The following is a 12622-nucleotide window of genomic DNA, read 5'->3' on the forward strand; positions in this document are numbered from 1 at the left end:
CGTCAGCCTCCGTAGATCGCCGTGTTCAACTCGCGAATGGCGCTTGCGGTGCGCGGTCCGAAGCCGAGCAGGTGCAGGCCGTCCATGCGCACGATCGTCTTGTGGCTGGCGGCCGGCGTCAGCGAAATCGCCGGCTGCTTGAGCAGATCCTCGTTCGATATCGACAGCGGTCCCTCGCGATCCATGATGAGGATGACGTCGGGCTTGGCTTCGATGATCGCTTCATCCGTCACCGACTTGTAACCGGAAAAGCCACTGATCGCATTGACGGCGCCGGTGAGCTTGATGATGCCGTCAGCAGCCGTGTTGCTGCCCGATGCAAGGATCTTGCCGTTCTGGTTGCTGAGCACGAAGAGCACGCGCTTGCGCGCGGTTTGCGGACGCTTGGCGGAATCGGCAATTGCCGCATCGAGATCGGCCGCGACCTTGTCTTCCAGTGCCTTTGCCTTTTCGGGTACGCCGAGCAGCGCGCCGACGATCTCTATCTTCTTCAGAATGCCGTCGCGGTCATACTGCTGCGGCACGGTTTCGAAGGGCAGGCTGGCGTTGCGCAGCACGGCAAGCGCCTCCGGCGGGCCGGAGCCCTCGACGGCGATGATGGCTGTCGGATTGACGGCGAGGATGCCTTCTGGCGACAAAGCGCGCATATAGCCGACATCGGGAAGCTTGGTTGCTTCCTTGGGATAGAGGCTCGTGGAGTCGCGGGCGATGAGTCGCTTTTCCTCGCCCAGCGCATAGACGATCTCGGTGACATCGCCGCCGATGGAGACGAGGCGCGACGTATCCGGCTTGGGCGTTTCGGCCGCATGCGCGTGGCGTACGAGGCTGCCGAAACCGGCAATCGGATTGGCCGGCACGAGCGGCAAGGCCATCACCACCATGGTCAGGGCGACTTCCCACGGCCTGATGCGCTTGAAGTTCCTAAACATCGTCATGAACCATCCCTCATGCGGCGACGCTGGTGCCGGCTCTTGTCAGATTTTCCACGATAGCGCGCCAATCGGGGCGCTCATCGAGGCCTTCCTTCCGCTTGCCGAAGAACTGGATGATCATCTCGCCCTTGGCATTATAGGCTTCGAGCGAGGTGACATGGCCGTCCTTGGTCGGCTTGCGCACGGCCCATGCCTCGGCGATGTGGTCCATCCGCAGATGCAGATGGAAGGTCGGGTCCATCACATTGATCCACGGTCCCATGGCCTGCACGTTGTGGATCGGGCCGGAGTGGATCTGCACGGTGCCCTCGTTGGCGACGAAGCACATGATCGGCAGGCCCTCGCGCACGGAAGCATGCATCATCTCGGCGACAGCGGCGGTTTCCAGCTTCCAGGCATAATCATCGCCGACGGTGCGGATCGCTTCCTGGCGGCCGATCTTCAGCTTCTTCAGCATGCCGAAGAATTCGTGCGTGTCCGTCATGCGGCTCCAACGGTCGCGCAATTCGTCGCGGCTGACGTCGCCATCCGTCGCGCCATTGTCATAGCCCGAGCGATCTTCGATGAATTCCTGCGCCTGGTCTTCGATACGCAGCTCGGCCACCATGGCGTGATAGGCATCGACATTCGAGTCGGGGCGCAGATGCACCTTGTGGACGGCATCGCCGGCCTTGTCGAAGAACTGCAGGCTCAGCTTTTTCTGATCGCCATCGGTCTTGGTGACGGCGAAGCCGTACACCCAACGCTTCGGGAAGATGCGCAGGTCGATATTCTCGCCCAGCACGATGGCCGCCTGCACGCCGAACTTCATGTTTTCATAGACGCCGATCTTCTCGTGCACGGCGCTTTCGTTGCGTGACAGCGCCATGATCTCGCCGAGCGAGGCAATCCGCTCCAGGAAGCGATCGACGCTGGCATCGATGCGGATGGCCGAGATGCCGACTTCGGCCGCAACCAGGGCAGCTTCGGAAATATCGAGGCGGGCAGCGATGTCGCGCTCGCGCATTTTCGGGTTTTCGGCGCGGAAGGTGCGGATTTCGGCGGGGGTCGGTCGGGTCGTCTCAGTCATCTGTCATGCCTATTTGTTGAGTATGAGTTTGCCTTGGCGCGTAATCTTCATGCGGTAGATGACGCCCTCGTGCTTGATCATGATTTCGGTCTGGCCCCGGAAAATATCCGTGCTCTCGACAATTCTTATCTGCGGTGCGGCCGTGCATTGCACCGGCGGCGTTGGGGTCTTCTCAGCAATCATCCTGTTTAGTTTTGCCTGAAAATTCATCGGGGGCCGAACCCTCGTCCGGCCAAATTTATCTTGACTCTCATACTCATGGTTTCATAAAGACGCAATAGGAGACTGTTAAAGTCAAGTTTAAAAATTTCGACGCTACACGCCAGGGCCGTTGGCCGGGAAGGTACGTGTCAAACATATTCAGGAGGCATGCCGATGCTGACGAAAACGATCCTGGCGCTCGCTACCTCGGGGCTGTTTGCCGCGGCATCCTCCATTCCCGCCTTCGCCCAGGATGCGACTGCAGCGGCGGCACCCGCATCGGCAGTTCCGGCCGCCGCACATAAGCTCAACATCGAACTCAATGCATTGGCGCCTTCGCAGAAGGGCTGCATGATGACCTTCGTCGCCGAAAACGACATGGCGACGGCGATCAACAAGATTTCCTTCGAACTCGCCTTCTTCAACGATAAGAACGCGGTCGATCGTGTCACCGTTCTCGACTTCCGCGATCTGCCGCTCGGCAAGAAGCGCGTGCGGCAATTCGACATGCCCGGCGTGAAGTGCGAGACCGTATCGCGCATCATCATCAATGACACGCCGGTCTGCGACGGCCCGGCCGCCGGCGAATGCAAGGCGGCTCTGACGACCCGTTCGCAGATATCCGTTCCCTTCGAGGGTTGAAGCCATGGCGGTGCGCTCGGCGAGGGTTTCCATGGAGCGCCGCGCCAACGGCGGCTTGAATGACAATTATCCGAGTGTGCTGCCGGGCCACGAACTGGCCGGCCTTGAAGGTGTGCCGCGACCGCCGGTTGGCGAAGCGGTCGCGCATTACAGTCGCGTTACTGAGATCAGTTCTTTTCCGGACAATCCAAGTGAAGCCGCGTCGGTCGAGACGGCGGAGCGTCTGCCGATGGACGCGCTGCCCGAAAGGCGGCGCGAGGCTATTGCAGGGCGCAAGACATCGCTTCTTTTCTCCGGAATGGGGTCCTGCCTGTTCCATGCCGTGATCGTTGCCGTGTTGCTGCTGACCTTCGTCGCGACCCCGGAAGATGCGCAGGAGGAAGCCGGTGACTCTGTCAGTGTCATTATGATCGGCAATTCCGATGCGGATCAGATGGCCGCCGGCGAGGAGACGCCGCAGACCGAACCGGAACAGGTGACGGCCGAGGCCGTGCAGCCGCAAACGGTTCAGCCGACCGAGGTAACGCCGGAAGAGACCCAGCCTCCGCAGCCGGATATCGTTCAGCCACAGGAAGTCGAGACGCAGCAGGCGCAAACGGCCGAGCCCGTCGAGCAGGCTCAACCAACGACAGTCGTACCGGAGCAGCCGCAGATTTTGGCGACGCAGGTACCGGCCGAGACGACGGTGGTCCAGCCCGCCGAACCGGTGCAGCCCGTGGAGACCGAGGTCGTCGAAGCCCAACCAGTAGAGCCGCCCGCGGCAGTAGCAACGCCTGTAGAAAAGCCGAAGCCAATCGAGAAGCCGAAGGAGGTCAAGAGGCCGGTTGCAAAGGTTGCGAAGGCAAAGTCGGGGTCGCTAGGGGAGAGCCGGGAGGATACCAAACGAGGGGCCGCCGACGGTATTGAGGCGGCGCAGGCCGACACAAATTCGCAAGTGAATGCTCGCCGTACGGGTTCAGGCGATGCTGCCGTCGCGAACTACAAGGGCAAAATACAATCCCGTATCCGCCGCTACGTTCAACGTGTCTCCTCAAAATATGAGAAGGGCCTGATACTCGTTGTAAATCTGACAATTGGTTCCGGCGGCGAGCTCCGATCTCTTTCCCTGACGCGCAGCTCCGGAGACTCTGCATTGGATCAAGCCGTGATGGAGCAAATCCGGAATGCGGCGCCATTTCCACCGCTGCCCTCGGAGTGGGGTAGGCCGACCTGGCCGTTCATGCAAGCGGTTCAGGTCGGCGGGCGCTAGCCTTCCGGCCAGTGTCGCTTTAAAATATGATAAAAATTATCAACTTTATACTTTACTGTAAAAATCAAGTTTAATATGGTCGCCTCGCGCTCGATGGAATCGAGTGCATAGGAGCAACCAGCAAACGGGTGATGCATGGCGCGTAAGGGGAAGAAGGATTCTGGCCGCGAGAGCCGCGAAACGCAGGCGATGGCACAGGCTTCCGGAAAATCCACGCTTGATGGGCGCAGTTTCCTCTATGTGGGCGGTCGCGATTGCCAGGTGGCGCATCTGCGCCAGATTGCCAGCAGCTTCGGCGCCGAGCTCATCCATCACGATGGCGGCCTGCGCGAAGCGGTATCACGTATCGATACGGTGCTTCCTTCCGTCGACTGTGTCTTCTGCCCGATCGATTGCATCAGCCATGATGCCTGCCTGCGGGTAAAGACGGGCTGCAAGAAATTCGGCAAGGCCTTCATTCCCTTGCGCAACGGCAGCAAGTCCAGCCTCGAGCGGGCACTGCAGACCATGAACGAACGAGACGCTTCAAGATGATCGATAACGGCCCTGACGGGTTTTTGCTGATCGGCCTGCACAAGCTGGCCGCACAGAATGGCGACGGGCTCGTGCCCGAACTCTATGAATTGTTGATGCGTCGTGCCGAAGAACAGCGCGCGGCCAATATCGCCTCCTTCCCGGCATGGAAGGCGCGGCAGCCCGGGGAAGCGCCGGATCAGCCGCTGGACGAGACGAGCCGTGATGGCGCGAATGTCGTTGCCTTTGCGCCTGACGTCGATAAGACTGTCGCGCGCCGCAAGAAGTTCTAATCGTCGAACGAGGTTGCCATGTATATCGCCATGAACCGCTTCAAGGTCGTCATCGGTTTGGAGGGCGAATTCGAAGAGGTTTGGAGAGGGCGCGCTTCGCGGCTGTCGGAAGTGCCCGGCTTCCTGGAGTTCAGGCTCCTGCGCGGCAAGGCGGATGTCGAAGAGGGCTATACGTTGTTTTCCTCGCACACCATTTGGCGTAGCGAAGAGGATTTCATCAATTGGACGAAATCCGAACATTTCCGCACGTCGCACCGCAATGCGGGCGATAACAAGCGGCTCTATTGGGGGCCGCCGCAATTCGAAGGCTTTGCTGTCGTTCCGGGGATTTGAGACAGCGCGGTCTGTTTCGCGTACGGTAATTCTCTCTTAGGCTTTGGTCGCAGTGGTTCTGAAGAAAGCGCCGAGCGCTATCGCGGCCCAGCCGGCAATCATCCCCATTCCGCCTATCGGCGCGGCCATCGGAAAGAGCGAGCCGCCACCGTAATGCCTGTTGATCAGATCGCCGGCGAAGATCAGCGCTCCCAATCCCAGCAGGATAGCGGCGATCGGCGCGGTACGGATGCGGTCGTAGCCGATATAAAGCGCAAGCAGGGCAGGGGCGTGGGCGAGGCTCATGGTAGAGGCCGCGCCGAGGAAATGCGTATCACCACCGTGGGTGGCGGCCGCGGCAAGCGCGATACCACCACCGCCGAGAATGCCGGCAATAAACAGGGTGGCCGGACGGATTGCGGCGCTCATGCTCATGTTTTCTTTATTCCCTATTTTGCATATGGAAGGCCAGGCGCTCGACCGGCTCCCAGATAGTGGCCCGCAGCTTTTCATTCTCGATGGTTTCATCCATGGCGCGGCGGAAGCAAAGTAGCCACTCGTCGCGCTCCATCGGACCGATGGCGGCGACGAAATGCCGGCTGCGCAAGCGTGGGTGGCCGCGCTTTTTGGTATAGAGCTGCGGCCCACCGAGATAGCCGGTCAGATATTCGTAGAATTTCTCCTGCGAGCCTGCGAGGCTTGGCGGGTGCACCGCGCGGCAATTGGCTGCCTCGGGCAGCGTATCCATCAGTTCGTAAAAGCGTGATGTCAGCGCTCGCACCGTGCGGTCGCCGCCGATCGCTTCGTAAAGTGTGATGGTTTCTTCGCTCAAGCCCAAGCCCCTGTTTGCGATGTCCTACGTGGCAACTGACGGGCGCTGCCGCAACCGTCGAAGCGGTCGCTGCGGCGTTTCGGCGCTGCTTATTTTGCGGTCTTCAGCTGGAAAGCATCGCTTTCCCCCGGGATGAGCTCGAGCGGCCAGACCGTCTGGCGTGTCTTCCGGGGATATTCCTGGCTGTAGGCGGGCATGCTGGAAAGTAGGATCTCCGCCAGCTCGACGCCGAGATCGTGCACGGACGTGCGAAAGCAGGTCAGCGCCGGCTGCAGGAACTTGGCACGCGGCGCCTCGCGAAAGCTGACGACGGCAATGTCACGTCCCGGAATGATGCCGGCTTCCATCACGCGCCGATAGAAGCCGATCGCCATCAATTCGTAGATCAGGATCACGGCCGTCGGCTGGTTTTCGAGGCTCAGCAGTTCGTCGGCAACCTGATAGCCTCCCTGTTCGCTCGATTTGGCGCGAATGACGAGTGCAGGATCGTAGGCGATGCCATGCCGCTCAAGCGCCCGGCGGTAGCCCTCGAGGAAGACAAAGCCGAGGTTGATGTCGCTCGACGGCGCGCTGACGGCGATGCGGCGATGTCCATGCGCCACGAGCCGGTCGACGGCGCAATTGACGACGCCGTCGAAATCGAGGTCGGCCCAGGGATGCTGCGTGCCCGAAAGGCTGCGGCCGAGTGCTGCGAAGGGGATCTTGGCCTTGGCGAGCAGGTCGAAGCGCTTGTCGACGCGCTGCGTCTCCGAAATGATGAGGGCGTCGACGACGCGCCTTGCCACCATGCGCTTCAGATATTCATACGGATCTTCGTCATGCGGGCAGGGCAGCATGATGAGATCGAGCTTGTGGCGCGAAAATACGCTCTGCAGCCCCCCGGTCACGGTGAGAAAGAAATTGTCGCTGTTTTCGACCGTTTCCCGGCTGGACTGGATCATCAGGCCGATGACATTCGTCGTGCCCTGCCGCAGGCTGCGCCCCGATTGATTGGCCACGTAACCCAGCTGCTCGGCGGCGGCGAGAACGCGCTTGCGGGTTTCCTCGTTGACATCAGGTTTGCCGTTCAACGCCCGTGATACTGTGCCGATCGAGATATCGAGATGTTCGGCAAGCTGACGAATTCCCTTCATCGGCCGCGGTTTTCCTCCATGCGCCATTTTCCGTTGTCCTCCTCTATTGACACAGGAAAATCTTTTCGCATAGTATCGTAAACGTTTACGGAGCGCGTGTCATGAGGGGTTTACGCACCGCCCGCTGGAGGACATCGTGAAATTTAATGCCATTTTGTGTGGGTGCGGAGCTATGTCCAAGGGCTGGCTCAGGGCCATCGCCTCGACGCCAGACCTTGCCGAATCCATTCAGATCGTCGGTCTGGTCGATCTCAATCGCGCCACTGCTGAAAACCTTGCGAAAGAGTTTTCTCTCGAGCATGCCGTCATCGGCTCCGATCTCGCCGAGGTCATTGCGATGACCAAGGCGGATCTGGTCTTCGACGTCGTCATTCCGGCCGCTCGTTTCGGCGTGGTTTCGACGGCGCTGAAGGCCGGCTGCCATGTCTTGAGCGAAAAGCCGATGGCGACGTCGCTCGCCGAAGGTGCCGCTCTCATCGATCTTGCAGCTGAGGCCGGCAAGGTCCATGCCATCATCCAGAACCGCCGCTTCATCTCCGGCATCCGTCGCATGCGACGCTTGGTGGAAGAGGGGGCGATCGGCGAGCTCACGGGCGTTCATTGCGATTTCTTCCTTGGTCCGCATTTTGGCGGCTTCCGCGAAGAGATGGACAATGTCCTGCTGCTCGACATGGCGATCCACACCTTCGATGCCGCCCGCTTCGTGTCCGGCAAGGTGCCGCTTTCGGTCTACTGCGTCGAAAAGAATCCTGTTGGGTCCTGGTACAAGCATGGCGCATCGGCCCATGCGCTGTTCGATTTTTCCGATGACGTCGTTTTCAGCTATCGCGGCTCCTGGTGTGCCGAGGGCCAGCGCACGAGCTGGGAAAGTGAGTGGCGGCTGACCGGCAGCAAGGGCATGCTGACCTGGGACGGCGAGGAGAATTTCGAGGCTGGTGTCGCCGGCAACGATCCGGGGCTGCTGCATGGCTTTACGCCGATCGAGGTTCCCGGACCGAAGCATGAGGAAGAGACGCATGGCCATGCCAGCGTCATCGCCTCCTTCATCGAAGCGATCAAGACCTGCAAGCCGCCCGAAACTGCAAGCGGTGACAACATTCGCAGCCTCGCCATGGTTTTAGGCGCGATTGAAAGCGCCAAGACGGGCCGGCGCGTCGATATTTCAGCACAAGGACAGTGACATCATGACAAATCCGGCAAAGGCCATCCGCATCGGCACGATGATCAGGGCGGCGAACGAGGACGCCGCCAAGGGCATCGCGAAGATCGCCGATCTTGGCTTTGAAAGCTTCGAGCCCTTCTTCTGGCAGACCACCAACGGCCAGAACCTTGCGGAGCTCGGCAAGCGCTGCCTCGACGCCATCGGCGATCGCGATATCACCATCTCGACCCTCGGCATGTTCGGCAATCCGCTCGAAGAGCGCGAGATGGACCTGCAGACGCTGCAGGGCTGGAAGGATTGCATCGACAACGCCCATCATTTCGGCGCGACTTGCGTTGCCGGTTTCACTGGCCGTATCCGCGACAAGCCGCTCACCGACAGTCTGCCGCGCTATAAGCAGATCTGGAGCGAGCTTGCCAAGCGTGCCGCCGACAAGGGCATCAAGATCGCCTTCGAGAATTGCGCCATGGATGGCAACTGGGCGACCGGCGACTGGAACATCGCTCACAACCCGGATGCCTGGGAGCTGATGTTCAACGAGACGCCTGACGACAATATCGGCCTGGAATGGGAACCGTGCCATCAGATGGTCTATCTGATCGAGCCGCTGCCGCAGATCCGCAAATGGGCAAGCAAGATCTTCCACGTTCACGGCAAGGATGCGACGATCCGCTGGGATGTCATCAAGGAGCACGGCATCTTCGGCAAGGAGAAGTTCGTGTTCATGCGCACGCCGGGCTTCGGCGACAGCAACTGGACCGATATCATCTCCGAGCTGCGCCTTGCAGACTGGTCTGGCTCCATCGACATCGAAGGCTGGCATGACCCGGTTTACCGCGATGCGCTTGAGATGACTGGCCAGGTTCACGGTCTGAACTATCTCAAGGCAAGCCGGGGTGGGGACTTCGTCGAGTAACGCATGCATTTGCAGAACTGCATCGATTTAGGAGGCAAGTTGTGCGTTAATGAAATGCCCTAAGTTATCGACGCTTAGGGCATGACGGAAACCCGAACGGAGGAACCCGAGCGTCTGCACCTTGCCCTATGGGACAGGCGGGCGCTTGGCGCAGGTAAGAGGAAAACGCCGATGGCAGCGCGGGCCATGTTATCGGACAGATACCGTCACGGTTCGCATGGTGGAGGAGAATGTATGAATATTTTTTCGAAGCTGGCGATCTCCGCCGGCATGTCGCTTCTGCTTGCCGCCGGTGTGGCGCAAGCGCAGAGCAAGACATTTAACGTCTGGTGGTTCGAACTGCCGGATACTTCGCAAGCCAAGGCATGGACCAAGGCGCTCGAAGAGCTGAAAGCCAAGCATCCTGACGTTACGATCAATTTCGAGCAGAAGACCTTCGAGCAATTGCAGAAGGCAGGCAGCCTCATTCTCAATTCGGATCAGGCCCCGGATGTTCTGGAGTACAACAAGGGCAATGCCACGGCTGGCCTCGTCGCCTCGCAGGGCCTGCTGACACCGCTCGACGATCAATTCAAATCGCGCGGATGGGATAAGATCCTCAACGAAACGAATAGCCAGCTCAGCAAATACGATGGCAACGGCATCTACGGTTCCGGTCCAATTATCGGTATTCCCGTCTATGGCGAATTCGTTTCGGTTTTCTACAATATCGACATGTTCCAAGCCAATGGCGTGAAAGTGCCGACCACGCTGGACGAGTTCGAAGCTGCGCTCGATACTTTCAAGAAGAAAGGCATTACGCCGCTTGCCTATGGTACGGTGGATTCCAACGCGCAGCACCTGGTCTATACGCTTGCACTGACGCAGGCTGACGATACCTGGGTCAAGAATTATCAGGGGCTGAAGGCACCGCTTGATACCAAACCCTTCCTGTTCGCCGCCCAGAAGATCGCCGACTGGGTGAGTAAGGGTTATATTTCGAAGGATTCGACCGGCCTGAAGGGTACCGGCGGCGCCGACAATCTCTTCTCGTCGGGCACAGCTCCGATGTTTGTCAGCGGCACCTGGAACAACGGCAACTTCGCGAGCTCGATCAAGAACTTCAAGTGGAGCCAGTTCATCTTCCCGACCACAAAGTACAGCGTGGGTTCGACCGGCAACCTGTTCATGGTGCCGAAGAGCGCGAAGAACAAGGATCTCTCCTACGAGTTCATCGATCTTGTTCTGAGCAAGGAAAACCAGAACCAGCAGGCCAATCTCGGTGGTGTTGCCATCGCCGCCGATCCGGCCTCAGTCACTGACGAAGTCGGCAAGCGCAACGTTGAGCTCTTCAACCAGATCTCCAGCAAGGGCGGCCTCGGCTTCTATCCGGACTGGCCGGTGCCTGGTTACTACGAACTGCTGATCCAGGCGACCACGGGTCTTGTCAACGGTTCGACCACGCCTGATCAGTTCGCGGCGCGCCTGAAGAAGGCCTATGACGACGTGCAGGCAGCGCAGTAACACCATCGGCGACAATCACAACGGCAAGACGGCTTTGATGCTGCCTTGCCGTATCGGACTGGAGGATTTCGATGGATAAGTCGAAGAACGCCGGCAAGGCGGGGTATTATTTCTATATGATCCCCGGTGTGTTGGGCTTTGTTCTGATCGTGCTCATTCCCCTGATTGCCAATCTCGCAATCAGCTTCACGACGTGGAAGGGGGGCGTTATTCCGCCGCGCTATGTCGGCCTGGAGAACTATCAAAGATTGCTTCAGGATACCCTCTTTTGGGGGTCGATCCAGCATACGCTGCTGTTCATCATTTCGATGACCATCGTGCCCATTCTGTTGGGATTGCTGCTGGCGGCGGTGCTTTTTGACTATATCAGCGCGCAGTTCAGCGAGAGATGGTCGAGCTTCTTTCGCGCGGGCTTCTATCTGCCGCAGATCCTGCCGCTAACCGCCGCCGGTGTTCTCTGGGCATGGATCCTCAATCCGATCGGCATCATCAACGCGGTGCTGAAGGCGATCGGGCTCGATTTCCTCGCCAAGAACTGGCTGGGGGATGCAAGTTATGCGCTTTGGGCGGTTTCAGCCGTCATCGTCTGGGTGCAGGTCGGCTATTGTCTCGTGGTCTTCATGTCCGGGCTGGCGCGCGTGGACCCCTCGCTCTATGAGGCTGCTGAGCTCGACAATGCAAGCTGGTTCGGGCGCTTCCGTTCCATCACGATCCCGATGCTCATGCCTGAAATCTTCGTAGTTGCGCTGACCACGCTGATCGCGGCGCTCAAGGTCTTCGCGCCCATCTACGTTCTGACGTCGGGCGGTCCTGACAATGCGACGACGGTACCGTCCTATCTGTCCTATTATCACTTCTTCACGACAAATCGCGTCGGCTATGCCGCGGCGATCGCAACATTGCAGACGGCCGTGACCATCTTACTCGGCGTCGTGTTTCTGCGCATGCAATCGAAGCAAACCGAGGGAGGTCACTGATATGACGGCCACGTCTTCGCTTTCCGCCCAGGCTGTTTCGGTGCATCATGGCCAGAAGAAAGGGATAGGCCGATGGGTCGTCCTGGCCATCCTGCTGGTTTTCCTTGCAGGTACGCTCTTTCCGTTCTTCCTGGCCGCCGTCAATGCCATCAAGACGCCGTCCGATTATGCCGCCAACGGTCCGCTCGCCTTTCCGCAGAGCTTTGATCTGACGGCGCTCAAGAACTTCTGGGCGACCGTCGATTTCCCGCGCAAGCTCTTCAACAGCATTGTCATCAGCGGATGCGCCGCCATTCTGGCCGTCGTACTCAGCCTGCTCAACGCCTATGCCATCGGCATCGGCCGCGTGCGCGGCGGACAGGTGATGCTCGTCATCCTGCTGATTTCGATCATGGCGCCGCAGGAGGCGCTCGTCTATCCGCTCTACTATATGTCCAAGCAGGTCGGCCTGTTCGACTCGATGCTCTCGGTCATCCTGATCATCGGTGTCCTGCATACCGCATTCGGCACTTACCTGCTGTCGTCTGTCATGGCGACCTTCCCGCGCGAGATCATCGAGGCGGCGCAGATCGACAATGCGAGCCGATGGCAGATCCTTTGGATGGTGATCGTGCCGGTGCTGCGGCCGACGCTTGCGGTGCTCGCAACCTTCTTTTTCATCTGGACCTGGAACGAGTTCCTGATCCCGTTGGTCTTCCTGGTCTCCAACAACAATCAGACGGTTTCCGTCGCCATGGGCGTGCTGTCGGGAGCCAATACGCAGGAGCCGACCGCGATTGCAGCAGCGTCGTTGCTCGGTATCCTGCCGACGGTGATCTTCTTCCTTATTTTCCAGCGGACCCTGACGCGCGGTGTTGCGGTCGGTGCCGTCAAATAACCAATGCGGAA

Annotated in this window: 16 protein-coding genes; 10 read left to right on the forward strand and 6 right to left on the reverse strand. The window is 59.5% G+C overall.

Annotation, left to right across the window (positions count from 1 at the left end):
* Window positions 1-2: 2 nt before the first annotated feature.
* From HGP16_RS02445 to hemP, 3 genes are read right to left on the reverse strand one after another with little or no spacing between them, the layout of a single operon-like run.
* Window positions 3-935 (reverse strand): hemin ABC transporter substrate-binding protein, encoded by a 933-nt coding sequence (locus HGP16_RS02445; protein ID WP_168838420.1) that lies wholly within the window; start codon window positions 933-935, stop codon window positions 3-5.
* A gap of 10 nt (window positions 936-945) precedes the next feature.
* Window positions 946-2001, reverse strand: a complete 1056-nt coding sequence (locus HGP16_RS02450) for a hemin-degrading factor (RefSeq protein WP_168838421.1) — start codon at window positions 1999-2001, stop codon at window positions 946-948.
* 9 nt (window positions 2002-2010) lie between these two features.
* Entirely contained in the window at window positions 2011-2184 is a 174-nt protein-coding gene (gene hemP / locus HGP16_RS02455) for a hemin uptake protein HemP (RefSeq protein ID WP_168838601.1), read from the reverse strand.
* A 192-nt stretch (window positions 2185-2376) separates the two neighbouring features.
* On the opposite strand from hemP, the gene HGP16_RS02460 reads away from it, so the two are divergent.
* From HGP16_RS02460 to HGP16_RS02480, 5 genes are all read left to right on the forward strand, one after another.
* Complete coding sequence (locus HGP16_RS02460; RefSeq protein ID WP_168838422.1) at window positions 2377-2844, forward strand: hypothetical protein; 468 nt, start codon at window positions 2377-2379, stop codon at window positions 2842-2844.
* Window positions 2845-2848: 4 nt separating this feature from the next.
* On the forward strand, window positions 2849-4093 hold the full coding sequence (locus HGP16_RS02465) for a cell envelope integrity protein TolA (protein WP_168838423.1): 1245 nt from the start codon (window positions 2849-2851) through the stop codon (window positions 4091-4093).
* A 135-nt stretch (window positions 4094-4228) separates the two neighbouring features.
* On the forward strand, window positions 4229-4627 hold the full coding sequence (locus tag HGP16_RS02470; RefSeq protein WP_168838424.1) for a DUF2325 domain-containing protein: 399 nt from the start codon (window positions 4229-4231) through the stop codon (window positions 4625-4627).
* Window positions 4624-4899, forward strand: coding sequence for a hypothetical protein (locus tag HGP16_RS02475; protein WP_168838425.1), 276 nt, complete (start codon window positions 4624-4626; stop codon window positions 4897-4899). The genes HGP16_RS02470 and HGP16_RS02475 overlap by 4 nt, the downstream gene beginning before the upstream one ends.
* Window positions 4900-4917: 18 nt before the next feature.
* Entirely contained in the window at window positions 4918-5232 is a 315-nt protein-coding gene (locus HGP16_RS02480; RefSeq protein WP_168838426.1) for an antibiotic biosynthesis monooxygenase family protein, read from the forward strand.
* Window positions 5233-5268: 36 nt separating this feature from the next.
* Here the strand turns inward: HGP16_RS02480 and HGP16_RS02485 are convergent, their stop codons facing one another.
* The 3 genes from HGP16_RS02485 to HGP16_RS02495 form a co-directional block, all read right to left on the reverse strand.
* The gene (locus HGP16_RS02485; RefSeq protein ID WP_168838427.1) at window positions 5269-5646 is read right to left on the reverse strand and encodes a DUF423 domain-containing protein; all 378 of its coding nucleotides are present in this window, start codon (window positions 5644-5646) and stop codon (window positions 5269-5271) included.
* Window positions 5647-5653: 7 nt separating this feature from the next.
* On the reverse strand, window positions 5654-6043 hold the full coding sequence (locus HGP16_RS02490) for a group II truncated hemoglobin (RefSeq protein WP_168838428.1): 390 nt from the start codon (window positions 6041-6043) through the stop codon (window positions 5654-5656).
* A gap of 89 nt (window positions 6044-6132) precedes the next feature.
* Window positions 6133-7176: a substrate-binding domain-containing protein gene (locus HGP16_RS02495; RefSeq protein WP_168838429.1), complete on the reverse strand. Its 1044-nt coding sequence runs from the start codon at window positions 7174-7176 to the stop codon at window positions 6133-6135.
* Between the two features lie 136 nt (window positions 7177-7312).
* Between HGP16_RS02495 and HGP16_RS02500 the strand changes: the two genes are divergently transcribed.
* From HGP16_RS02500 to HGP16_RS02520, 5 genes are all read left to right on the forward strand, one after another.
* Window positions 7313-8356, forward strand: coding sequence for a Gfo/Idh/MocA family protein (locus HGP16_RS02500; protein ID WP_168838430.1), 1044 nt, complete (start codon window positions 7313-7315; stop codon window positions 8354-8356).
* 4 nt (window positions 8357-8360) lie between these two features.
* Window positions 8361-9254 (forward strand): sugar phosphate isomerase/epimerase, encoded by an 894-nt coding sequence (locus HGP16_RS02505; protein WP_168838431.1) that lies wholly within the window; start codon window positions 8361-8363, stop codon window positions 9252-9254.
* Window positions 9255-9488: 234 nt separating this feature from the next.
* Window positions 9489-10757, forward strand: coding sequence for an ABC transporter substrate-binding protein (locus HGP16_RS02510; RefSeq protein ID WP_168838432.1), 1269 nt, complete (start codon window positions 9489-9491; stop codon window positions 10755-10757).
* Between the two features lie 71 nt (window positions 10758-10828).
* On the forward strand, window positions 10829-11734 hold the full coding sequence (locus HGP16_RS02515; RefSeq protein ID WP_168838433.1) for a carbohydrate ABC transporter permease: 906 nt from the start codon (window positions 10829-10831) through the stop codon (window positions 11732-11734).
* Window position 11735: 1 nt separating this feature from the next.
* Window positions 11736-12611 carry a carbohydrate ABC transporter permease gene (locus tag HGP16_RS02520; protein ID WP_168838434.1) on the forward strand — a complete coding sequence of 292 codons (876 nt, stop codon included), beginning with the start codon at window positions 11736-11738 and terminating at the stop codon, window positions 12609-12611.
* Window positions 12612-12622: the final 11 nt, after the last annotated feature.

The sequence above is a fragment of the Rhizobium sp. P40RR-XXII genome (assembly GCF_012641405.1).
In the GTDB taxonomy this organism is placed as follows: Bacteria; Pseudomonadota; Alphaproteobacteria; order Rhizobiales; family Rhizobiaceae; genus Rhizobium.